The organism is Priestia sp. FSL R5-0597, from assembly GCF_038006305.1.
GTDB classification, from domain to species: domain Bacteria; phylum Bacillota; class Bacilli; order Bacillales; family Bacillaceae_H; genus Priestia; species Priestia zanthoxyli.
The window spans coordinates 611,894-635,891 of the sequence record NZ_JBBOUZ010000001.1 but is presented as its reverse complement, the minus strand read 5'-3'; the positions used below and the strand labels follow the sequence as shown (position 1 = coordinate 635,891).

The 23,998-nt window shown below is 39.1% G+C and carries 23 protein-coding genes; 7 read left to right on the top strand and 16 right to left on the bottom strand.

Annotated elements, in window-relative coordinates:
* Positions 1–45 precede the first annotated feature (45 nt).
* The 10 genes from MKX72_RS03380 to asnB all read right to left on the bottom strand — a co-directional run bounded on the left by MKX72_RS03380 (position 46) and on the right by asnB (position 13,945).
* Positions 46–1,251, bottom strand: coding sequence for an ornithine--oxo-acid transaminase (locus tag MKX72_RS03380; protein WP_155008540.1), 1,206 nt, complete (start codon positions 1,249–1,251; stop codon positions 46–48).
* A gap of 23 nt (positions 1,252–1,274) precedes the next feature.
* On the bottom strand, positions 1,275–2,822 hold the full coding sequence (gene pruA, locus MKX72_RS03375; RefSeq protein WP_098113549.1) for an L-glutamate gamma-semialdehyde dehydrogenase: 1,548 nt from the start codon (positions 2,820–2,822) through the stop codon (positions 1,275–1,277).
* A 345-nt stretch (positions 2,823–3,167) separates the two neighbouring features.
* Complete coding sequence (locus tag MKX72_RS03370; RefSeq protein WP_028412401.1) at positions 3,168–4,202, bottom strand: LacI family DNA-binding transcriptional regulator; 1,035 nt, start codon at positions 4,200–4,202, stop codon at positions 3,168–3,170.
* Positions 4,203–4,259: 57 nt separating this feature from the next.
* A complete protein-coding gene (locus MKX72_RS03365) occupies positions 4,260–5,774 on the bottom strand; it encodes an alpha-amylase family glycosyl hydrolase (protein ID WP_098113550.1) in 1,515 nt (504 codons plus the stop codon).
* 149 nt (positions 5,775–5,923) lie between these two features.
* A complete protein-coding gene (locus MKX72_RS03360; RefSeq protein WP_034327384.1) occupies positions 5,924–7,324 on the bottom strand; it encodes an ammonium transporter in 1,401 nt (466 codons plus the stop codon).
* Between the two features lie 37 nt (positions 7,325–7,361).
* Positions 7,362–7,703: a P-II family nitrogen regulator gene (locus MKX72_RS03355; protein ID WP_098113552.1), complete on the bottom strand. Its 342-nt coding sequence runs from the start codon at positions 7,701–7,703 to the stop codon at positions 7,362–7,364.
* 185 nt (positions 7,704–7,888) lie between these two features.
* On the bottom strand, positions 7,889–8,737 hold the full coding sequence (locus MKX72_RS03350; protein ID WP_034267741.1) for a phytoene/squalene synthase family protein: 849 nt from the start codon (positions 8,735–8,737) through the stop codon (positions 7,889–7,891).
* A 59-nt stretch (positions 8,738–8,796) separates the two neighbouring features.
* Complete coding sequence (locus MKX72_RS03345; RefSeq protein ID WP_028412406.1) at positions 8,797–10,254, bottom strand: phytoene desaturase family protein; 1,458 nt, start codon at positions 10,252–10,254, stop codon at positions 8,797–8,799.
* Positions 10,251–11,783: a phytoene desaturase family protein gene (locus tag MKX72_RS03340; RefSeq protein ID WP_034267744.1), complete on the bottom strand. Its 1,533-nt coding sequence runs from the start codon at positions 11,781–11,783 to the stop codon at positions 10,251–10,253. The genes MKX72_RS03345 and MKX72_RS03340 overlap by 4 nt, the downstream gene beginning before the upstream one ends.
* Before the next feature lie 314 nt (positions 11,784–12,097).
* Positions 12,098–13,945: an asparagine synthase (glutamine-hydrolyzing) gene (gene asnB / locus MKX72_RS03335; protein WP_098113554.1), complete on the bottom strand. Its 1,848-nt coding sequence runs from the start codon at positions 13,943–13,945 to the stop codon at positions 12,098–12,100.
* Positions 13,946–14,116: 171 nt separating this feature from the next.
* Here asnB and MKX72_RS03330 point away from each other — a divergent pair, with 171 nt between their 5' ends.
* Complete coding sequence (locus MKX72_RS03330; RefSeq protein ID WP_028412409.1) at positions 14,117–14,677, top strand: DUF2777 domain-containing protein; 561 nt, start codon at positions 14,117–14,119, stop codon at positions 14,675–14,677.
* An 85-nt stretch (positions 14,678–14,762) separates the two neighbouring features.
* Here MKX72_RS03330 and MKX72_RS03325 read toward each other — a convergent pair whose 3' ends face one another.
* The 3 genes from MKX72_RS03325 to MKX72_RS03315 all read right to left on the bottom strand — a co-directional run bounded on the left by MKX72_RS03325 (position 14,763) and on the right by MKX72_RS03315 (position 16,629).
* A complete protein-coding gene (locus MKX72_RS03325; RefSeq protein ID WP_255293414.1) occupies positions 14,763–14,897 on the bottom strand; it encodes a hypothetical protein in 135 nt (44 codons plus the stop codon).
* Between the two features lie 133 nt (positions 14,898–15,030).
* Complete coding sequence (locus tag MKX72_RS03320; protein WP_013055360.1) at positions 15,031–15,378, bottom strand: DUF1516 family protein; 348 nt, start codon at positions 15,376–15,378, stop codon at positions 15,031–15,033.
* A gap of 78 nt (positions 15,379–15,456) precedes the next feature.
* Positions 15,457–16,629 (bottom strand): DUF418 domain-containing protein, encoded by a 1,173-nt coding sequence (locus tag MKX72_RS03315; protein ID WP_098625742.1) that lies wholly within the window; start codon positions 16,627–16,629, stop codon positions 15,457–15,459.
* Between the two features lie 198 nt (positions 16,630–16,827).
* Between MKX72_RS03315 and MKX72_RS03310 the strand changes: the two genes are divergently transcribed.
* The 6 genes from MKX72_RS03310 (at position 16,828) to MKX72_RS03285 (ending at position 19,058) form a co-directional block, all read left to right on the top strand.
* Positions 16,828–17,049, top strand: a complete 222-nt coding sequence (locus MKX72_RS03310) for a spore germination protein (RefSeq protein ID WP_013055358.1) — start codon at positions 16,828–16,830, stop codon at positions 17,047–17,049.
* A gap of 30 nt (positions 17,050–17,079) precedes the next feature.
* Positions 17,080–17,355, top strand: coding sequence for a spore germination protein GerPB (locus MKX72_RS03305; RefSeq protein WP_014461637.1), 276 nt, complete (start codon positions 17,080–17,082; stop codon positions 17,353–17,355).
* A gap of 89 nt (positions 17,356–17,444) precedes the next feature.
* The gene (gerPC, locus tag MKX72_RS03300) at positions 17,445–18,161 is read left to right on the top strand and encodes a spore germination protein GerPC (RefSeq protein WP_098625741.1); all 717 of its coding nucleotides are present in this window, start codon (positions 17,445–17,447) and stop codon (positions 18,159–18,161) included.
* On the top strand, positions 18,158–18,334 hold the full coding sequence (locus MKX72_RS03295) for a hypothetical protein (protein WP_013055355.1): 177 nt from the start codon (positions 18,158–18,160) through the stop codon (positions 18,332–18,334). The genes gerPC and MKX72_RS03295 overlap by 4 nt, the downstream gene beginning before the upstream one ends.
* A gap of 12 nt (positions 18,335–18,346) precedes the next feature.
* Positions 18,347–18,778 carry a spore germination protein GerPE gene (locus MKX72_RS03290; RefSeq protein WP_014461639.1) on the top strand — a complete coding sequence of 144 codons (432 nt, stop codon included), beginning with the start codon at positions 18,347–18,349 and terminating at the stop codon, positions 18,776–18,778.
* A gap of 61 nt (positions 18,779–18,839) precedes the next feature.
* Positions 18,840–19,058 (top strand): spore germination protein, encoded by a 219-nt coding sequence (locus MKX72_RS03285; RefSeq protein ID WP_013055353.1) that lies wholly within the window; start codon positions 18,840–18,842, stop codon positions 19,056–19,058.
* Positions 19,059–19,104: 46 nt separating this feature from the next.
* On the opposite strand, the gene MKX72_RS03280 is transcribed toward MKX72_RS03285, so the two are convergent.
* Genes MKX72_RS03280 through MKX72_RS03270 form a run of 3 tightly spaced genes read right to left on the bottom strand, consistent with a single transcriptional unit; the run spans position 19,105 to position 23,998 of the window.
* Entirely contained in the window at positions 19,105–19,410 is a 306-nt protein-coding gene (locus MKX72_RS03280) for an HNH endonuclease (RefSeq protein WP_013081707.1), read from the bottom strand.
* A gap of 14 nt (positions 19,411–19,424) precedes the next feature.
* Positions 19,425–22,817 (bottom strand): SbcC/MukB-like Walker B domain-containing protein, encoded by a 3,393-nt coding sequence (locus MKX72_RS03275; RefSeq protein ID WP_098625739.1) that lies wholly within the window; start codon positions 22,815–22,817, stop codon positions 19,425–19,427.
* Complete coding sequence (locus MKX72_RS03270) at positions 22,814–23,998, bottom strand: exonuclease SbcCD subunit D (RefSeq protein WP_155008543.1); 1,185 nt, start codon at positions 23,996–23,998, stop codon at positions 22,814–22,816. Before MKX72_RS03270 ends, MKX72_RS03275 begins: the two co-directional genes overlap by 4 nt.

The window sequence follows — 23,998 nt, the reverse complement described above, 5'->3', positions numbered from 1 at the left end:
GTACGATATATACATATCGTACTATTTTTATTTATTTTAAACCGATTACTCAGCAAATACTTTTTCAATTCGTTCAATTGCCCAGTCCAACTCTTCTTTTGAAATCGTTAGGGGCGGAGCAAAACGAATAACCGTACTATGCGTTTCTTTACAAAGCAAACCTTGGTCTTTTAATTTTTCACAATAAGGACGAGCCTCTTCGTGTAATTCTACCCCGATGAACAGGCCTCGGCCGCGCACTTCTTTCACAACTGGATTGCTTAAGCTTTGGAGCTTCTGCTTGAAATAAGAACCTAATTCTAATGAACGCGCTGGAAGTTCTTCATCTTCAATTACTTCCAAAGCAGCTAATGATACGGCACAAGCAAGCGGGTTTCCTCCAAATGTTGAACCATGAGAGCCAGGGTTAAAGACACTTAAAATGTCTTCGTTAGCGACTACGCAAGAAATAGGGAAAACTCCTCCTCCAAGCGCTTTACCTAAAATCAGCATATCTGGTTCTACGTCTTCCCAATCACAAGCAAACATCTTGCCTGTACGCGCTAAGCCGACTTGGATTTCGTCAGCAATAAATAGCACATTGTTTTCTTTACATAAGTCAGCTGCAGCTTTTAAGAAGCCTTCTGGAGGTAAAACGATACCTGCTTCGCCTTGAATTGGCTCAATTAAAAATGCGGCCGTATTTGGTGTAATAGCAGCTTTTAACGCTTCTAAATCACCGTAAGGAATCGTTTGAAGTCCTGGAAGCATCGGTCCAAAACCACGTTGATATTCTGCTTCAGATGATAATGAAACAGCTGTCATTGTACGACCGTGGAAGTTGCCCACACATGCGATGATTTGTGCTTGATTTTCAGCAACACCTTTCACATCGTAAGCCCAGCGGCGTGCAGCTTTAATGGCTGTTTCAACCGCTTCTGCTCCCGTATTCATTGGAAGAGCCATATTTTTATTTGTTAATTTACAAATCTTTTCATACCATGGACCAAGCTGATCATTATGAAACGCTCGTGACGTTAACGTTACTTTATCAGCTTGACGTTTTAATGCTTCAATAATTTTCGGATGACGATGTCCTTGGTTAACAGCGGAATACGCGCTTAGCATATCCATATATTTATTATTTTCTGGATCGTGTACCCATACGCCTTCTGCTTTTTCAATTACAATCGGCAGCGGATGATAGTTATGTGCCCCAAACTTTTCTGTTTGCTCAATAATTTTCACCGTTTTTTGTGTTTCAGTTGTCATATTTATTCCTCCTTATTTTCCAATTAAAATGTTTCAGATGTTGTTTTTGCTTGCATGTGAAGAACTAGATAATCCGGTCCCCCTGCTTTTGAATCCGTTCCTGACATATTAAATCCGCCAAAAGGCTGGTATCCTACAATCGCTCCTGTACATCCTCTGTTAAAATACAGGTTTCCAACATGGAACTCTTCACGGGCGCGTTCAATATGCTCGCGGTTATTTGATAATAAAGCGCCTGTTAATGCATATTCTGTATTGTTTGCAATCTCCATCATATGATCAAAATCTCGCGCTTTAGAGAATGCTACTACCGGACCAAAAATTTCTTCTTGCATGAGACGAGCTTTTTCATCTACATCCGCAAAAATAGTTGGCTGAATAAAGTATCCAGTTGAATTGTCTGCTTCTCCTCCCGCAACGAGACGCCCTTCTTCTTTTCCAATTTCAATATACGATAATACTTTATTGTACGAAGCCTCGTGAATAACAGGTCCCATATAAGTCGAAACTTCTTCCGGGTTGCCAACAGTTAATGTTTTTGTTAGCGCAACTGCTTTTTCAAGCACTTCATCATATACATCTTGATGCACAACAGCACGAGAACCTGCGGAGCACTTTTGCCCTGCAAAACCAAATGCAGAATATACGATTGAAGAAGCTGCTAAATCAAGATCAGCATCTTTGTCTACAACCACCGTGTCTTTTCCGCCCATTTCAGCTATAACACGTTTTAGCCATTTTTGCCCCGGCTGTACTTTTGCTGCTCTTTCGTAAATGCGGCAACCCACTGCACGCGAGCCGGTAAATGAAACAAAGCGTGTTTTTGGATGTTCCACTAAGTAGTCACCAATTTCAGGTGTAGCACCAGGAATAAAGTTTAATACGCCTTTTGGTAATCCTGCTTCTTCCATTACTTCTACAAATTTCGCTGCTACTACAGGAGTGGCATCAGCTGGTTTTAATAAAATCGTATTTCCGGTTACAATAGCTGCTACTGCGGTTCCAGCCATAATAGCTAACGGGAAGTTAAATGGTGAAATAATAATACCTACGCCAAGCGGAATATAATTGTACTGATTATACTCACCGTCTCGGCTCTGTACTGGGGAACCGTCTTTTAATGTCAGGACTTGACGTGCATAGTACTCTAAAAAATCAATTGCTTCTGCTGTATCAGCATCTGCTTCGTTCCAAGGCTTTCCTGCTTCTTTTACAAGATAACTAGAAAATTCATGCTTTCTTCGACGAATGATGGCCGCTGCGCGGAAAAGAATATCTGCTCGGTGTTCTACTTTCCACTTTTTCCACGTTTCAAAAGCTTTTAGAGCTGACTGTATTGCTTGCTCTGCTAGATCTTTATTTACTGTAGATACATATCCAATTACTTCTTTTATGTTTGCTGGGTTAACAGACGTAATTTTCTCTTCGGTCTCCACTTTTTCACCGTTGATTACAAGTGGATACGTCTTGCCAAGCTGTGTATTCACATATGTTAATGCTTCTTGAAATACCTGTTTATTGTTTTCGTCCTTAAAATTTGTAAATGGTTCATGAGAATAAGAAACTACCATGATATATGCCTCCTAGTATGCAAATCTTTGTTTACTTTATAGTTATGCAAATAGCGTGCCAACTTTTAATAAAACTTTACAGCCTCTTTATCATCAAGGCTTTCACTACTAATATCATTCTTTCTTTTTGATAAAAGAAAAAATAATTGGCATATGTATATTTTTTTGGCGCTTAAAATGCCAATTTTTTTTGCGTAAAGAGGATGTTGAGACATACCTAAATCAATTCAATCTAAAAACGAAAAAATCCGAACGAGTTTGATTCTCCATCAAGAATCAAACTCGTTCGGATCTTCCTTCAACTACACTACTTTTGTCTCAGCCTCTTTCTATTTGTGTATTACGTTATCTTTTCGTCATTTGAATGGTTTTGCAGGACTGTCTTTTAATCATTTTGTGAGGAACGCGCACTTGTTCTGCAACAGCATATGGCGTTTCAATCTGCTTAATCAAGCAGCTTACAGCCTGATAACCAAGTTCAAAAATATTAATATCAATTGATGTAAGAGCTGGTCTAGCCATTTCAGCGATTAAGACATTATTAAAACTGACAATAGAGATGTCTTCAGGAACCGAAATTCCCATTTCATCCAATGTATTTAAAACGCCTAATGCCATTAGGTCATCTGCTACTACTAGAGCCGTTGGACGTTCTTTTAGAGATAAAAGTTCGCAAACAGCTTCTTTTCCTCCCTTCTGTAGAAATTCTTCATGAATCACATACTCATCCCGGTAAGGAATGTTTGCTTTTTGAATCGCTTTATCATAGCCTGTTAAACGGTCAATGGTAACGACTAATTCAAGACTTCCACCAATAAAAGCAATACGCTCATGACCAGATTCAATTAAATATTCCGTCGCTTCTTTTCCAGCTTTAAAATTGTCGTTATCAACAAACGTGATGCTTTCACTATGCTTAAACGGCTTTCCAATAACTACAAACGGAACGCTCTGTTCTTGCAAATAAGAAAGTACTTGATCATCAACTTTGGAGTACAGCAAAATTAATCCATCCACTCGTCTTCCCTGTACCATTTGAACAACTTCTGCAAAAATCTCTTCTTCCGTTTCTCCAGTGGACATATAAATCGCTCTTTTGTTTTCGTGAGCTCCGGTGCTGATTCCTCTTAGCACTTCTGGGAAGAATGGATTTTGAAACACCTTGTCTGCTGAGCTCGGCATCACTAGGCCGACTGCCTCTGTCGTTTGATTTGCTAGACTTCGCGCAATAATATTTGGGTGATAACCAAGTTCTTTCATAGCCGATCGCACGCGCTGTTTTGTTTTTTCACTAATTCTTGAGCTGTCTGCAATGACGCGAGATACCGTCGAAGGAGCTACATTTGCTAAATTTGCCACATCTTTTATTGTTACACCCATAATTCCACCTCTTAATTATGTTTTCTTCATTACTACTTATCCAATATAGTTTGACAACTACGACGCGCTGTCCTTTTTATGAGATTGAGAAATTTTCTTTTCTTTTCTTCTTTTTGACGATGCTTTGTACAAAAAGATGCCGAATCCCGTATAAACAGCGGCAACCGCTGCGATATATCCAATATTAACCCCTGAATTTTTCACTACTTTATATACATTTGTCGTCTCAGGCTCCAATGAAATGTTGTATACATCGTCAACTGGTCGTATAATTCCTTCCGTTATTAACCCTCTTAATTCATTTTCTTTTCCAACTTTTTTAAGCGGTACATTAATGGCCGACGTTTCCTTTGTATTATTAATCACAACAAACGTCGTTTCGTCCTTATACCTTCTCTTGTATACGGCCACACCTTTTTGCTCAGACACAAGGGTAAAGCTTCCTTTTCGAAGAGAAGGCGATTTTGCTCTAAGTTCAGCCAGTTTTTTTAAATGATCTATAATATCGGGATTAGCTAAAAAATTCATCATGCCATAATTTTCTGCTCCCTTTCCCCCATTCAGCGCAATTTCTGTTCCATAAAAAACGATCGGTACACTCGGCGAAGTATAAAGGTAGGAAAGCCCTTGCTTTGTTCGGGCTCCAGGATGGTTTTCACTCTTTAATGCTTTTGCTGTAAAACGTGTGCTATGAACATCATCTAAAAAATTGGCTAAAGGCAAATTACTTCCTTTTTCCCACTTGTCATACAACATTTTCTGCGGACGATTAGTACCGCTAAACGTAGCAGCAGTGGCTTCGGCTAGCGTTCTATCTACAAGCAAATCCATTCCTAATGAATCAGCCTGCTCACTTTTTTTTAATGAATGCCCGTTTATTTCTCCTATTAATAGAAAGGAAGGATCCATGCTTTTTAACGTCTGAGAAAAAGATGAAATAAATGCAGAAGGAGCTTGATCGATATCTTTAACGTAATATCCGTCAATATCTGTTTGTTTGCTCCACCAGGCAGCATTTTTAATAAGGTATTTCTGCACGGCGCTTTCTTTTAAGTTAAGGTGAGGCAATGCTTTAATTACTTCGTTATCCGTACCGGATTCATTACTTATCCATGTTTGTTTTCCTTTATCTGCTATCCAGGTATGATTGTTACTGATTGTCAAAGGAAATTCGACCATAATTTTTATATTGCGCTCATGTGCTTTCTTCACAAGATTTTGTAAGTCTTTTAACGTTCCAAAATGATCGTCTATTTTATAATGGTCGGTCACCGCATATCCATGATAGCCTGTCTCATCATTTTCCATAAAAGGAGTCAATAAAACAGCGGTAAATCCCATCTCTTGAATATAGTCTAACTTTTGTGCTACTCCCTGTAAATCGCCTCCATAATAGGCATCTGAGCGTTCATAGTTAACATTTCGATCATTCTGTTCACTTCCGTTATAAAAACGGTTAATCATCAATGAGTATATCACCTCATCACGTATATCTTTATGATCTTGCGCTGAGGCGCTGCTTCCAAAAAGCAATAATAGTATAAGTAGCATACTTGTCCTTTTCCATTTCATCTATTCCCCTCCTATAGACGAACTGTTTCAAACTCACTTTTGTTTCCATTATAACGTTAACGCTTACATTATTGTTAAATAAGTTGATAAAAACAAAAAAAGTGATTAAAAGTTTTTACTTTTAATCACTTTTTTCTATCTATATACTGCTATATCGTCTCATTTACGTTCGATATATGAGGTTTATCCGATACTTTACCCACTTTATTTAATCGATCAATCAATCCAACACCAAATTCAGGATGAAGATTGCCGTCTCCTGTCGCTACAAAACTTTCACGAAATTCGTATGCGGATGAACCGTGTTCAGCAAAATCTAAACCAGCAATTTCTTCTTCGCTTGATACTCGAATGGAAGAAAAACGCGTGAGAACAAATAAGAATAACCCAACCGTTCCAATTGTCCAGCCCATCACAGCTATAATTCCAAGAGCTTGAATACCTAATAGCTGTACGCCGCCACCATAAAATAAACCGTTAGCTGTATCAAACAGCCCCACTGCTAACGTCCCCCAAATACCGCAAATTCCATGAACAGTAATAGCGCCAACTGGATCGTCTAACTTCATTTTGCTATCGATAAAATGCACAGCTTCTACTAGAATAATTCCTGCAATCAGCCCAATGACGATCGCGCCCGGGATCGATACGTTTGCTGTTCCAGCTGTAATCCCTACAAGTCCAGCTAAGGCACCGTTTAATGTTAAGCTAGCATCAATACGTTTGTAGCGAAACTTTGTGTATAAAGCAGAAGACAGGACTCCGCATGACCCAGACATTAATGTTGTTGCAATGATTCCCGGGACAAGAGCAGGATCGGCTGCTAATGTACTTCCTCCATTAAATCCAAACCAGCCAAACCAGAGGATAAATACACCTAATGCGCCAAGCGGAATGTTATGCCCTTGAATAGCATTGACTTTTCCATCGCTTCCATACTTTCCAAGACGTGCTCCTAGAAAAGTAACTGCTACAGCCGCACCAAGAGCCCCGGTCAAATGAACAACTGTCGATCCTGCAAAATCTACGAAGCCTAGTTTGGACAACCACCCTCCTCCCCATACCCAGTGACCTACAACTGGATAAATCACAGCTACCATAGCAATCGTGAGCATCATATAGCTGGATAGTTTCATACGTTCCGCTACCGCTCCTGAAATAATCGTAGCGCACGTTGCTGCGAAAACAATTTGGAAGACGAAAAAGCTCATTTGATCGCTTTCTCCATTTAAAAAGAAACCGCTTGAACCGATAAATCCTCCTTTTGAATTTCCAAACATAAGGGCAAAACCAATCACAAAATACAATACGGAAGATACAGCTACCGTTAGCATATTTTTCATTAAGATATTAAGCGAATTTTTCGAACGAGTGAAGCCTGTTTCAACCATCGCAAACCCTGCGTGCATTAAAAACACAAGCACTGCCCCAAACATTACCCACATCATGTCAATTGATGCACTGACTGATTCGACAGTTGGATCAGCTGCATTAACGCGTGTTGCCGCCAACAAACTAATAAACAAAACCGCACTAATTTTCTTTTTCAACGCTTAACTCCCCCTCTATTAAAATAACACTCTCTTTTTATAAAATAGCCTCTACACCTGCTTCTCCTGTTCTAATTCGTACAGCATCCTCTACCGGATAGACAAAAACCTTTCCGTCGCCTATTTGGTTCGTAGAACAAATTGATTGAATGATCTTAATGACTTCATGAACTTGTTCTGCTTCTAAAATCATTTCTACCTTGACTTTAGGTACTAGTTTGATTTCAAAACTTTGTCCCCTGAACAGTCCCTGCTCTCCTTTTTGCTGACCGCAGCCTGCCACTTCTGAGACTGTTAATCCGTTTATTCCTACTTCCTCTAATTTTACGCGCAGTGCTTGAAATTTTTCTGGACGAATGATAGCTTCCACTTTTTTCATTGTAACCCCTCTTTCATGTTAGTTTTATTAACATTTAATGTTATGTATATTATCATATAGGTAATTTTCTGAATATTCAAGTTAATATGTGATAAAAATGAGACTTTTTTCTTATTTACATAATAGTTAACGCTTTCATATCTTTTCAAAAAAAAGTAACGCAAAGGAAAAGTAGCTCCTTTGCGTTACCCCGTAGAAATAGATGTCATAATTTGCTTTTTCACTTGACTTGTGACAAAATGCTTTTCTGTAAATACTTCATAATGTTCTTTTCGAATTTTATCAAGAATTGCTCGGTATAAATGCGCCGCTCCTGTAAGAGGTAAACGAGAAGCCACGGGATATTTATGAATCGACTGAAGCCCTTTTATATAATACATTTCTGCTTCTTTGGCCAGGTGCTCCCACATTTCTATAAATTCAGAAGTGACCCACCGGTTCTCTAATAGCGTGCGCGTATATCCGTAAGAATTCATAAGGTCTTTCGGTAAATAAATGCGCCCTCGCTCTAAGTCTTCCCCCACGTCTCTTAAAATGTTGGTCAGCTGCATCGCAATGCCTAACGCAACTGCTTCTTCTTCTAATTCTTTATGAGTAGTTGGAGCTAAAATCGGTAAAAGCATTAACCCTACCGTACTCGCTACATGATAGGAGTATGTTTTCACTTCATCAAGCGTATCGTATTCTTTTTTTACTAAATCCATTCGCTGACCGGTAATCATATCGTCAAATGCTTGAACATTCATTTCATATTGTTCAAATACATTGCGCAGAGCTACCCACATGGCGCTTTCGTTTAATAGTTCTCCATTTTTAAACCGAGCAAATTCTCCTTCGAATTGCTGCAGCTCTATTTCAGGATTACTTCCTTCATCTACAATATCATCGACTTGACGGCAAAATGCATATACCGCCCATACTGCCTTTCTTTGTTTTGACGGCAGCATGGAAAAAGCTTTGTAAAACGTTTTTGAGTTTTCTTTAATAATTTCTTCACACTGAGTGTACGCTTTGTCTAACGAAATGTTCATCATATAGGACCCCTTTCTCTATTAAAGGATAAACCATCATTTCCTTATGGCTTCACAAGATCTTAAGAGAGCTTTGCAACCGTTTGAATAGACGATTGTTCAATAAGATGATCAGCCAACATTTTTGCTCCTTGCATAACAATTGGCACGCCTCCGCCTGGATGTATAGATGCTCCCACCGCAAAAACATTTTTATATTCGTACGGCTGGTACTGAGGTCTGAATACGCCTGACTGAAACAGCTCAGGAGCAATACCAAAGCTTCCGCCTTCGTAAAGTCCAAATGCTTGAGCATCATTTGGCGTGCGTACTTTTACCCATTCTATTTCTTTACGCAGCTCCCCAAACCCTTTTTCTTCCAAAGTTCGAATGATTCCATCAACAAAATCTTGCTGATTGCTCCAATCAATGTGGCCACCTGATGGAACCGGTACAAGTGCATATAGCACACTTTTTCCTTCGGGAGCTAGGGATGGATCAATAACAGAGGGATTAAATGTATAAATAGCGGGATCTTCAGGAATCGTTTTATGCTTAAACACTGCTTCCATATGTTTAGCCAAATCATTGCCCATAAAGTATTGATGCACATTGTGATGATCATATTTTCTCTTCAAACCAAGATAAAGCAGCAGACAGCTGGACGAAGGCACATACTTCTTTTCTTTTTTTTGAGCAATTTTCGCCATATTAGGAAAGTCGCCATTTAAAATCACTTGATCAAATGGGTGAAGTTTTTCGTCAACAATAACCCCTTCTGTCTTGTCTCCTGATATAGAAAGCTCTTGAACCACCTTATTCAAATGAATGCTTACACCTTGCTCTATCAGCGCCTTTTCAAGAAGTGGCACAAGACTTGCGTATCCCCCTTTTACGTAATAGATGCCATGAGCATGCTCACTGTAAGGAACAAGGGAATAAATAGCTGGTGCCGAATAAGGATTCCCTCCAATATAGAGAGATTGCAGCGAGTAGGCATCTACTAGACGTTCATCATGGAAATACGTTGAAACAAATTTTCTCATTGATTTATTTGCATTCATTTTTTTTAATGCCTTAATGTTTTGCCATGTCCAAAAATCTCGTTTATTTACAAATGTTTTTTCCAAAAATGCATTACTTCCTAGTTCAAATCGCTTTTTTAATTCAGTCATAAAACGCCGGTAGTTTTGCTCTTCGCCTGGAAACAAACGGCTAATCTCCTCTAACTGATCTTTTTCAGTCGCTTTTTTTGTATAGGTCGTACCGTCTGGAAAATGAATATCATAAAGTGGATCACAGCGTATTAGTTCATATTGAGAAGCAGAAATGCCCGCTTCATCTAAAATACGTTCAAGCATTAAAGGCAGCAAGACAATCGTGGGACCTTCATCAATTTTATAACCGTCTTTTTCTACAAACGCCAGCCGGCCGCCCAGCTTGTTTTCTTTTTCGAAAATATCAACAGAAAAACCTCGTTTGCTTAATAACAAAGCGGTAATTAAACCGCCTATTCCGCCTCCAACAATTGCTGTTCTCATAATGCACTCTCCATTTCCTTCATGGTTTTAAACGGCTCATTCAGTAATTGTCCGTCTCTTTTTAAGATGAGCTTTGTCGTAATGCGGGATGATTCCAGAATAGTTGGTAGACCGCTCCCTGGATGAGTTCCTCCTCCAACTAGCCAGCAATTTTCTAATTCTTCAAATTTATTATGCGGACGCAGTACCATCATTTGAGTGAGCTGATGTCCAAGGTTAAATGTCGCTCCTTTATAGACCAGCACGTCTTCTTCCCACTGCTTTGGTGAAATGATTTTTTCAACTTCAATATGACTCTCTAAATCTTTGAAACCCGTTTTCTTTTCTACAATTTTTAATACTGCATCTCGAAAAGCTTTTTGTTTTTCATCCCAGTTTACACCGCTGAAATTATTTGGAACCGGCGCTAAAATATAAAGAGCAGACTTTCCTTCTGGTGCTAAAGTTGGGTCTGTTACACTTGGGTTTTGAATGTAGATGGAAGGGTCTTCTGAAAGAGCTAACGTTTTTGTGATCTCTTCTACATTTTTTTTATAATCTTCAGCGAACACAATCGTGTGATGAGGCAGATCTTTGTACTGTTTGTCTATGCCTAGATAAATCATAAAAGTGGAACAAGAGTATTTTTTCTTTTCAAGTTTTTTAACTGCATATTTTTTAAGCGTACCTTCATCTATTAAATTCGTCATGGCATGAGCAAAATCTCCATTGATAATGACGTCGTCTGCCCCTATTCGCTCTCCATTTTCTAGAATAATTCCTTTTACTCTCTTATTTTCAATCCATAGTTTTTGAACACCTTGGTTTAAGTGGATGTGCCCTTGATGTTCTTCCACTACTTTTGCCATTGCTTGAGATAGCTGATTTACTCCTCCTATCGGATGGAAGATACCGTAGGCATGTTCCATAAACGATAAAATAGAAAAGGCTCCTGGACATTCCCAAGGGGACATTCCCAAGTACTTCGATTGAAAAGTAAAAGCTAATTTCAATTTCTCATCAGTGAAATACTTGCCAAGTACATCATAGAGCGTTTTACCTAAGGATAAATGCGGCAGTGCTCGAATTGCTTCAGGCTTTAAATAGTGATGAAAACGATCCATCTGCCCTTGCAATAAAGGCAGCAAAGCCGCCATCTTTGCTTCGGTGTCTTTCATAAAGCGCTCATAGCCTTCCCCGTTTCCTGGGTATAAACGTTCGATTTCTTCTTTCATCTTTTTATGGTTATCCGTCATCTGAATCTGTGCATCATCAAAGATAAGCTCATACATGAGATTTAGACGTTTTAAGTCCATATAGTCATGCGCATTGCGATTAGCAGCTTGAAATAATTCTTCAAAAATCTGTGGCATGCTCAAAAATGTAGGACCCATATCAAACGTATAACCTGACATTTTAATCGCTGAATTTCGCCCGCCCACGTATCCTTGCTTTTCATATACATCTACTTTATAGCCATGACTTGCTAACAGCATTGCTGCCGCTAGTCCTCCTGGACCTGCTCCAATCACGATTACGTTTTTTTGCATACATACACTCCTAATCTTATACAATAGTTATACAAACATTATACAAAGCTTTATTATTAAACACAACGATAAACTGCTTGTCTTTATTCGAATCATAAAATTACCAATAACTAAACCATGAAAATATGACGTTTGTACCATTTTTCCAGGGTTTCAGTACACTTTCCCTTTATTCGGTGCTTTCAAGCTTTTATTTTATATCTATGTAAAGTTATACAAAAATAGACTGCGGTCTTCTTCTCTACTTAAACGTATAAAAAAGAGAAATGGATGACTGATTTTATAAAAAAACCCTCTGTACTGAGAGGGTCCTGTCATTCAACAATTTGAATATTATTGTGAGTAAACCAGACGTGAATTTGAGCTAGATGAGCTAGCAGCTGAGGCCCTGTCATTAATTGACCAAACCACGGCGCTTTAAATCCTTCTCCGCCTGTATCAATAATATGCTTTAACTGCTGCTTATCAAAAAATTCATAAAGAGGTGACTGTTTATCTTGTAAAAGAGATTGAAGCCATACAGTTACAGCTTTTGTATAAGCTGGGTTATGCGTTTTAGGGTAAGGGCTTTTCTTGCGATAAAGAACGTCATGAGGCAAAATTCCTTCAAGCGCTTTGCGTAAAATCCCCTTCTCTTTATTGCCCGTCATTTTCATCTCCCATGGAATATTCCATGCATATTCCACAAGGCGATGATCTGCAAAAGGTACGCGTACTTCTAAGCTCGCTCCCATGCTCATACGATCTTTACGATCTAATAAAGTTGTCATAAACCAAACCTGATTTAAATAAAACAGCTTTCTCCGCTGCGCATCTTCTAACGATTCACCTTCTAATTCAGGCACTTCCTTTAACGTTTCTTCATATCTTGCACGTACATAATCTTCTAACTGTAATTTCTTTCTCCATGAACTTTGCAGCAAATCAATTCGAGCATCTAATGAGCGCATCCACGGGAAAGTATCCGAAGACAAATCGTGTTTTCGGTGAAACCACGGATATCCTCCAAAAATTTCATCTGCACATTCTCCTGATAAGCTCACGACAAAATCTTGTTTGATTTCACGGCAAAACCAAAGCAACGATGAATCTACATCAGCCATTCCAGGAAGATCTCTCACCTCTACAGCCTCTGTTAAATGCTGCACAAGGTCCTCCGTTGAAATAATGCAGCGATGATGATTTGTTTGAAACGTATCGGACATGAGCTTGATATAAGTTCCATCAGAATTTGGCTGAAACTCATTTGCTTTAAAAAATTTATCATTGTCTTCATAGTCGATAGAATACGTATGAAGGGAGCCCTTGCCGCTTTCTTTGAACGCATTTGCAGCAATTGCTGTAATGGCGCTTGAGTCCACTCCACCTGATAAAAATGTACAAACCGGGACATCCGACACTAGCTGTCTTACAATCGCGTCTTGCACTAAAAATTTAACTTTTTCTGTTGTTTCAGCTAAATTATCTGTATGCTGCTCACTTTTTACGTTCCAGTATCGCCAAATCTTCAACCCGTTACGCGTAAGCGTGAGCGCGTGAGCCGGACGCAATTCATTTATTTCTTTAAATACGCCGTGGCCGGGAGAACGAGAAGGTCCTAAGCCAAACACTTCTGCTAATCCATCTAATCCTACTTCTGCTTTTACCTCAGGATGAGCTAATATCGCCTTTAATTCTGATGCAAATTGAATTCCACCTTCATAAGATCGATAGAATAAGGGCTTCACTCCCATTCTGTCGCGTGCTATAAATAACTTTTCATTGGCTTCATCCCAGATCGAAAAAGCAAAGATACCGTTAAAATGATCTACGCATGATTCTTTCCATTCTATATAAGATGTTAGAAGTACTTCCGTATCTGAATGTCCCTGAAATTGATAACCTCTTTTTAGTAATTCTTTCCGAATATCTTCCGTGTTGTAAAGCTCTCCATTATAGCAAAGCGTGTAGAGCTGTTCATTTTTTTCTCGCGTCATCGGCTGTCTTCCGCCTTGAGGATCTACTACAACTAAGCGTTTGTGCCCAAAAGCAACATGCTGCTGTGTCCATACGTTGGTGTCATCAGGACCTCTTTTCGATAAAGTGTCAGCCATTTTTGTTATTGTTGCTGTTTCATTTAAAAGCGATCGCTTTAAATCGACCCAACCCGTTATACCACACATCGTTTATCATCCTTTCTTTCACGCTCTTGTTTATGAATGAAATAATGCCATTGTATGCACGCAGTAGTTACAGTTGAATTGTCCTTATATTTTATTTTTACTTTTCAGTTATAAAGAGAGCTTTTTTAGGCAATAAAAAAATATGGATAAATTTCACACGGAGGTTTGATTATGAATCATTATTCTAAACAACAAGCTATGAACAATCAGCCGCGTTCCTTCGTGATTGGTACGGTTGAATGTGTTGATTCACAGTGGATTTTCTTTGAAGATGAAAGTGACGAAGCTTCCATGCTTCATGAAGTAATGGATGAGACATTAGAACTTCTTATTGATACACGCTGGGAAAAAGCCATTATGGTTGATGACCGTCAAATAAAGCTTCACGATGGAACGTATTTATTGCGAAATGGAGATAAGCTAAGACTGACTAAAAAGCTACCTTATGCATACGAACAGCTTCTTCAATCACTACCGAAAGAGACCTTTTTATCATTCACTCAGCACTTAAATTCATTAAAATTCTCTCTTTATGATTGTATTTACTGTCACAACACATTATGTTTTTTACCGACAGACGGTGATACAAAAGGTGCTAATTTTATCATTTATGACAATGAGGAAAAAATTTGTGCCGTTCAGCATTTATTCGAACGAGGCACGCAATACCTAGACCGATTTGAATATACCGTTAACGATGGAGAACGTTCAATGAATCTTTTTTTAGATTAAAGTAAAAGAAAAGAGTTTGAGACATAACTTCATCAACCTAATCTAAAAAGAAAAAATTGGATATATGAGTTCGTATTGATTGCTTTTAAACCGCTATTGGTTTCCGTGCAAGGCTTCGCTTTCCGCGGGCGGCCGATGAGCCTCCTCGTCGCTTACGCTCCTGCGGGGTCTCACCTGTGCCACTTTTCCCGCAGGAGTCTTCGCCTTGCCCTCCAATCAACAGCTAGAAGCACCTACACGCATTAAATTTACTTTCACCATGACAACGAAAAAAAACCGAAGTATTAATCAGAATTCTGATTAATACTTCGGTTTTTCTTTGAACTAAAATACTCTTGCCCTATCCTCTTTTCTTATCCTAGTACGACATATCCGTAATAGAATACTAAGATAAGCGCAATTACAAGAACTGCCCAAGCAACGCCTGTACGTTTTCTTTTTTCAGTACGAACAAGGACCATTTCCATTCCCACAAGCACTAACACTCCGGCAATTCCTTTAATGAGCGCTGCGCCTTGAAAATGGTACCAAGCTGCTAACATATGCAGACCTGATACTAATACTAATAAGTATAGAAGTCTCGCTACCATATGTAAGATTTTTTGACCTTTAGCTTTACCTGCTCGATGTAAAATCAACGAAACCACAAACGAGATAATCAATAATGTCCAAAGCGTTACATGAATATGTAGTGGAGCCATTCATCTCACGTCCTTTCTGAAAATATCATATCATGAAAACCTTTCCTTCACCAATAATAAAAGGAAGGAAAAGGATTTTTAGCGACTTCGTCCATAAGTAGCATACCGAATGAGTTTTTCAAGGGGCCCATCTAAAAATAGGCTAATCCATATCCAGCTTCCCAGCAGTTGAATAGAAAGGATAATCGCCGCAATAGACAAACCTTCTACAATTGAAATATGCCCATAGTATCCTAATCCATATGAGTAAAAAAGAAATGTACATACAATAGACTGGACAATATAATTAGTTAAAATCATTCTTCCCAAAAAAGCAAATGGCTGCATGACTTTTTGAATAGATACGCTTCGCATAGCTAATGTAACCAACGTTACAATAAAAATTGCTCCTGCCGTTCCTCCGATTGTATCGTGAATATAGGATGTGGCTACATTGTGATCTAAAGCATAAGGCAATACAGATGATGCTCCGTATACGATGAATGAAATAAGACAAATCCACTTTGTCTCAACTATATATTCTTCTATTTCTTTAAACCATTCGCTTTTTGCTATAAAGCCGCCTAATAAAAACAGCGGAAATAGTGATAAAAACATAAAAGGAACCGTATTTAAATTATAAGCGTAGTACCAATCAAGCAGGCGCTGATGAAAGATTGATGCAAAACTTCCGTGTCCATATACTTGAAGAGCTTTATCAATAATTGGCTGGTAAATTCCTGCCGCTGTCTCTCCTTCATTAGCAAAAGCAGCTACTGTTAAAATAACAGTCATAATTACAGCGTAAATACTAAATATTCCGGTTCCCCACGCTAATAACACTTCTTTCTTTGCTTCTTGAAAAAACAGCATAATCAAAGCAAAAAAGCTGTATATCACAATCATATCACCATGCCAAATAAATAAAGCATGAATGGCTCCAACGATAAGCAAAGCCGCCATTCTTCGTACATAAAAAGGAGTAAAACTTATTTGTCTTTCATATGTACGCTCGAACATTTTCATAAAACCAAACCCAAACAAAATAGCAAGCAGCGCGTATCCTGTCTGCCCTACAACTAGATCAACTAATCCGTTAGCAACATAATTCATTCTTGAACCGTCCAACAAATTATTGTCGTAATACGAAGCAGGCGAATAAAAATTCGGCATGTTTATGAGCAAAATACCGATAAGGGCAATTCCTTTTAATACATCCGCCGCTTCAATACGCTGTTCTTTATCAGCTGCATTCATTTTAAAACGTTTCATTCTTTCACACCTTACATGATTTCATTATTGCCTTCACATTATATCGAACGCAAAAGTTTTTCTTCAATGTTTACTATTTCCATTCCTCTTTTTAATGTTTTACTTCTCCTCTGCATATAGATAAGGAAAAAGCATTAATCACCTTTTTATCTAGGCTTCATATGCTGTTACTAGACTAAATTAAAAGGGTGTTTGCCTATGCCTGCCATTGTTGGTGTTGTTAATCTTAACAGTGTTGGTTCAGCCAGCGTCTTTCATATTGGAGATGTTTATACAATAGCCCCTATTTCCACTGCTAAAACATTTGCTGGCGCAGGTTCGTTTAATACAGGTGACGGATTATATGTTGTGAATCAGCAGAGCTCAACCAATACGTCAGACAATGACGTAAATGACCAAAATGTCGCTGGAAATCTATAATAGAAATGAAGCTCATACAGGGGGATGCTTATGAACTTTTACGTGAATCAAAGTATCTGTATTCAAAGTATGAAGATTAGTGCTGTAAGTAACTCGTCGGTACTTCAAATTGGAAGCGTAGGTGTTATTAAACCGAACTCAAATCTCTTTAATACAGGAGGATTTACAGGCGCTGCACCTACTGAAACAAAAAAAGGAATTCTTGGATCTGTCTCTCCTTCTACCTTTACTCCAGGAACCGGCGCAGGAGCCGCCCCAGCCCCTTTTTCACAGTCGCTAACTCCTCCAGCTCGAGACAACGACTGACATGTTACAGCCTTCAGCGCCATATGTATATATATAACTATTTTCTTTATCAGAAGGTAAGGAAATCGAGGTGATTGAAGGTGGATAACATGGACTATATTCAGCAGGTACATCAGTATGTTCAGCAAATGTCTTCGTATATTCAGCAGCAAGAAGGACGAATTGCTCAGCTTGAAAAAAACGTACAAGAACTTCAGCAGAAAATAAAAGAGTTAGGTGAACAGCCACCTATTAAAATTGATAAAATTGAATATAAATTTGAACAGTTAAAAATTGATTCTTTAGATGGAACACTTAATATTGGATTAAACCCTCTTACACCCGATAATTTAGAAGATATCATTATTAATGAGAAACCAGAAGTAACATTTCCGCAAGGAGCTCAGCCACAAGGGCAGCCGCCTCAAGGTGAGCAGCCGGGACAACCCGGAGGTCCTGGACCGCAAAATCCCAGCTTAAAACCATTGGATCGCCAGCTAGAAAAGCAGTGGGTCTCTGATATTCATGAAACGATTTTAAATGAGCTTAATCAATATGGATTTTCTATGGTTCAACATGTGCTTGATGAGCGCTCGATGATGATTGATGAATCGTACTACGAGTTTATTTTAGAAGATATTAAAAAGCAGCTGCAGCAGCGGATTACTTTTTATATACAGCAAGTTCAACCGGAAGAAATGGAACGAAATTTCGAACAAATCAAACCGCAAATTATCGGTAAACTTTATGAAGATATGAAAAAAGGAATTGACGCATTTTTAACGTATTTACCTGAATCTTTAAAGAAAGGTGGACCCCCTTCATGAACTTTAACGTTGTAAACCGCGAATTGCTTGTTGGAGACGTTAGTATTACAGGCGTATCTTCTTCCTCTCTTTTTTTAATTGGTGATGCAAACTATATCTCTTTATCCTCAACATTTGATACGCCAGCTGAATCTTTGATTATCGGCCCTTATGTCCCACTATCGTTATCATAAAGGAGCTTATGTATGCTTTCACGCACATCTTCTGTTAATTATATAGAAATCAATTCCTTGTCGGCGAGCTCCTTTTGCCAAATTGGAGATTCAACAGAAATTCACTTACTTAATAGAGCTTTAGCTGATCGGAGACAGTATCCGTTTTTCTACGGCAGAGAAGGAAATTTTGATGATTATGCTATCTTTAGTGAGCCTATTCCCCATGGTGACTACGAACCTATTCCCGTTCAAACGTGGAATGAAATACCTTTAATCCGCGTTAACAGAATTGATATAAAAGGGTGCTCATTCTCGTCAGTTATTCATGTTGGCTCGACCTGCAATGTTTATGCAGAAGCCCGCATTAAGCATATTCGTGAACTGATCAACGATGAACCTTCAAAGGAAGCTGAAGCCGGAACATCGAAAAAAGCTGCCTCAGCACCTAGCGGCAGTGAGTGAACCTTTTAAGAAATGGCTCATATACTAAACTAATATCACGAAAAAAAGGGGTGTGAACCTCATGCCAGCAATAATCGGACCCGTTAGTATCACGAGCGTCGGGGGCGGTGTCGTAACGTTTGGAGATACGTTTTATGTTTCTCCAAAAAGCGCTGCTAAAACAGCCTCAGGCTCCGGCTCTTTAAATACAGGTAACTTTGTTAATACAAATAACGGCATTTCAGGAACAAATACGTTAGATCCAGATTTATTCGATCAAAATATAGCGGCAAATGCTTAAAAAAACCCCTTATCTTTGCTACTAAAGCAGATAAGGGGTTTTTCATTCACTTGGACTTTCGGCTGTTTGATTTTTTGGTTTTAGGTAATTTAGAAGAAGGCTGTTTACGAATCCATTTAATAAAAGAGCTAATTTTAGAATCAGCTTGTAATAAAGAAATCGTATTAAGACGAATGGCTAATTCATCATTTGTGTATAACGCATGAATTTGTTTATGACACGGAATACATAAGTTTGCCGTCGGTTCAAACGCTCCGCCCATTTCCTTAGGCGTTAAATGATGTACGGTCGTCAAGACATCCTGCCTTCCGCATAATTCGCATGTTCCTATTCGCCTGTCTTTTTTCTTCATATAGATTTCCTTCCCTATAAAGTTTCTACTCTTACACTAGTTCCTTTGCCGGAAGGCTCGGACGGCTCAACAATCAAACGTTTTGGCAGCCGAGCCCGAAGTTCTTGCACGTGACTAATGACTCCAATTGATAAATTATTGGACTGAAGTTTTTCAAGCGCCGTAACCACGGTATCAAGAAGCTCGCCATCAAGCGTTCCAAAGCCTTCATCTAAAAAGAAAAACTGCAGCGGATATTCTCCTCTTAGCTGAATTTGTGCAGACAATGAAAGGGCCAAAGCCAGCGAAGTTAAAAACGTCTCTCCTCCGGATAAAGTTGAAACCGGACGTTTCACCCCTCCATTTGCATCATCTCTCATGATAAAGCCGCCTTGTGAATCAACTTCAATCGCATAGCGCTGACGTGTTAATATACCCAGACGCTCTGAAGCATCTCGGCTAACGGACATCAGCTGCTCTTCAGCAATATATTCCACGAAAGCATTCCCTTTAAATACTGTTTGAAGCTTCTGATATTGTTCAAATAAAGCTTGTTTTTCTTCACGGTTCTGTTCAAGCACTAAAAATCGCTCATGTCGTTCTTTGACGCTTTTTAACGTTTGCTCAGCCGCTCCCTTAAGCTGAACGGCTTCTTTTACAGCTGCTTTTATATCATGAAGCAGCTGCTGAGTTTCTTCAAATTGCTGCTCTTCTATGGACTGGTGATTCAGCTGGATATTTAACTGTTCAATTGATGACTTCATCTGTTTTATGTTGTCCCAATAAGCCTGAACAGTTTCATCCAACAATTTCATCTCATCATTTGATAACAAAGCTTGCTGAACTTCTTTTCCTTCGCTGAATAAAGAATTTCCTATAGCTTCTTCCCATTTTTCAGCTGCTTTTTTATACTGGATATGAGCTGTTTCTAGAGATTCGCTCGCTGCTTTTTCATCCATTTGCAGCGTTTGATACGCTTTTTGAACAGTCTGCCAATGCTGATACGCCTGCTGTTCATTCGTCTCTAACTCCGTAAGTAAGTGCAGTGTTTTTTGCAGCGCTTGTTCAATATCTTCTTGATCTGTAAGCGTACGCAAGCGTTCAATTTGCGAGTGAACAAGAGATTGTTTATGAGACAGCATTGCTTTTAATTCTGTAAATTCTTTTTCGCCCGCATATTTCTCTTCTTTTAGACCTTCGATTTTCTTTTGCTGATTTTCAAAAAATATGCTGCTTTTTTCAATTCGAGCCTTTATTGTCTGCTCTTCTTTTTCTCGCTCATTTAGCTGTTCGTTAATTTTTTCCATCTCTTCAAATACAAAGGAAGGATAATCTTGTTGAAAAGCTTCTTTTCCTGCTTGTAACGTTTGTTTTTGCTGATTGACTTTTCCTTCTAATTCAATTTGTTCTTTTTGATAATGAGCAAGCTCTAATTCAATCTTTTCAAGACTTTGCTGGACCTTTTGTACCTGCCCTAGAATTGCCTGCTGTTTTTCACTTACCTGCAAATAATCCTGCTCAAGAGATTTGATTTCAACTTCTATTTTCTTAGCATACTGCCCAAAGGCATCTGTACCCATTTCTCCTAAAGCAGAAACTTCGCCAGCTTCGTTCATAAACTCAGCTAACTCAGGTATTTTTTCAACAAGAGGTTTAGCTAGCTGTTCAAGCTGCATTTTGAGCGACGAATAGCTAAATCGCTGTTCACGCAATTGATTGACTTGATCTTCGAACTGATCCGCTGACTCAGTTGTGACGTCATCTTCTTGTTGGTGTAACACGGGGTTAGGATGATGCTCAGAGCCACAAACTGGACAAGGCTCTCCTTGGGTCAGCTGCTCAGCTAATTGATGAGCCAGACGGCGTGACCATTCTTTTTCTTTGCGTCTTTTTAGATCGCTCATTAAACGATCTGCTTGTTGAAAAAGCTGCTGAAACTCTTTTTCCCGCTCACATACAGTATGATACAAGCCTTGAATATCTGAAAATAACGCTTTACTTTGTTCTATTGTTTGCTGATATCTCTCTTGGTGTGTCTGTTTTTGTGTATGCAAATGCTGAAGCTGTTCCGCTTTTTCTTTATACGTTTTTTGGCCTTCATCTAGATTTTTTTTATCATTATTCCATACTTGATAACGGTAAAATGCTTGCTGAACAGCCTGCCGATAATCAGGTTGAATCTCCACCTTTGTTAATGCTTCTTTTAACTCTTTTTGAAGAGCCAAGCCTTGCTGATACCGCTTATCCGCTTCCATTAATTCATCGTTTTTCGCTTGAAGTGCCTGCTGCTTTTGCTGAAGAGAAACTTCCGCTTCTTTTACTTCTTGCTGCCCATCTTTAATTTGTTTTTGAAGATCAGAAGCTTGTTGAAGCTGTTCTTTTTGAACAACTAATTTGGGCTGCTGTTCATTTTTTTGTAAGCGAGCCTGCTCATATAAGCTATTCGATCGCTTATATTCCTCACTTTGCTGAACAATTTGCACTTTTAATTTTTCTACTTTATCTTTATAAAGCTTCTGCTGTTTTTCAGCTTGTTCAAATGTTTCTAAATAAGGAAAAAGACGCTCTGCCTGCTGCGCTTTCGTCAGCAAATCTTGCTTTTGTTTAATCTCCTCTTCCTGCTTAGAAGCATGCACTAGTTTTTCTTCTAACAGTGTTTTTTCCTGCTGCGCTTTCCAAAGAGATGCCTGCTGATCGTATCGTTCCTGCAAATCAGCCGCTTCTTTTTCTCGTTTTTCCAAAAGTACAATGCTATCACTTACAAGCTGCTCGGCTTCTGTTACTTTCTCTGTTGAAGCTTCACCTAATCCCGTTTGTTCTGCCGTGATTTTATCTAGGTCTGTTTTTAGCTGCTGAACTTGATAGCGTATTTTCTTACTAAGCTGATCTCCGTACTGCTCGAGATTAAAAAGACGCTGAAGCATTTGACGACGTTCCGTCCCTTTTAACGATAAAAACTCTGCAAATTTTCCTTGTGGTAATACAACAGCTCTTGTAAAATCATCAATTGTTAAACCAAGAAGTTCCTGTACCTGCTGGTTTACATCATTTGTTTTATCCGCTAATACGTACGTTTCATCTTCGATTTCAATCAATCGACTGGAAGCTGATTTCACACGCAGCTCATCTGTCCGTTTAAAGCTTCGTTCAACAGTATAGCGTTTTTTATGACTAGCGTTTTCCAGCTCGAACGTAAACGATACTTTCAGTTCATTTTCCCCGTGATTTAAAATTCCTTGTGTATTATTGGCTGCACGCTCTACTTTTCCGTATAAAGCTAGTGTAATGGCATCCAAAATGGAGGATTTCCCGCTTCCAGTAGGACCAAATATTCCAAACACACCGCCTGAACACAGCGCTTCAAAGTCGACAGTTTGTTTTTCTCTAAAACTGTGAAGCCCCGAAACGGTCAAGTTAATAGGTTTCATTTTTCATCCTCCTTTCCCGATACTTCTTCATCGTTAATCAAGGTTAAAAACAGTTTGACTAACTCATCATCAGGTGCCCCTCCGCCGGTTTGCCTGCTGTAGAACTTTGTAAACAGTTCTTCGATCGGCACTTCGCGCTGTGAACGTGTTTCATGTGCTAGTTCTTCTGCTTTGAATACCGGACGAATATGAATAAAGCCTGCATGAAGCTTGCGAAGTCGATGGATTTCTTCTAGTGAAAGTGCATCTTCTACGTGAACTTCTAAATCAACCCATGCCTGCGCATCTTTCTGTTCATCAAGCCACGTATATACTTCTGCCAATCCGTTTTTTGCTTTCCAACGCGTCAAAGGCTTTCCGCTAGATAATGGAATTTCCGTCATTTCAACCTCTTTTCCTGGCTGAGCATCTAAAATGGTAACAGACTTTGCATATCCTGACTCTGAAAAGCTATAGGCAAGAGGTGACCCAGAATATTTTGCAAAGGTGTTGGCGCGATTGATCATTTGCGGGCGATGCAAATGTCCTAGAGCTACATATTGAGCATTAGCAGGCAAACTAGTTGCCGCCACCGTATAAGCTCCTCCTACTTCAATTGGACGTTCTGAGTCCGTTGAACTTCCGCCTGCTACGTAAATATGACTCATCGCAATATTAACGGTATCTGTTGTGAACTGCTCACTCATTTTATCGAAAATACCTTTTACTCTGGCATCGTATGAATTTCGAAGAGCCAGCTCATCATTTTCTTCTGCTAACAGTTCCTTTAACCTTGATTCAGATGGGTAAGGAAGAGCCGCAACCTTTAATATTTCATCTGATGTAGGAATGTGAATGCTTTCTACATCGGTAGTAGGCAAACCAAGAAGTGTAATATTTTGATGAACAGCTAATGGAGAAGCCGCCGACAGCCGATCTGGGTTATCATGATTACCTGCAATAACAATAATTGGACGTTTTCCATTGTTGCTCAACCTAGACATACTTTCGTAAAAGAGCTGCTCTGCCGCTGCTGGAGGGTTAACCGTATCAAAGGCATCTCCCGCCATGAGAATAGCATCTATCTTTTCTTCTTCCACAATGTCTGCCAGTTCATCTAAAAACTGTGCTTGCTCAGCTAGACGGCTTCGACCTTCTAACGTTCGCCCCAAATGCCAATCCGCTGTATGTAATAAACGCAT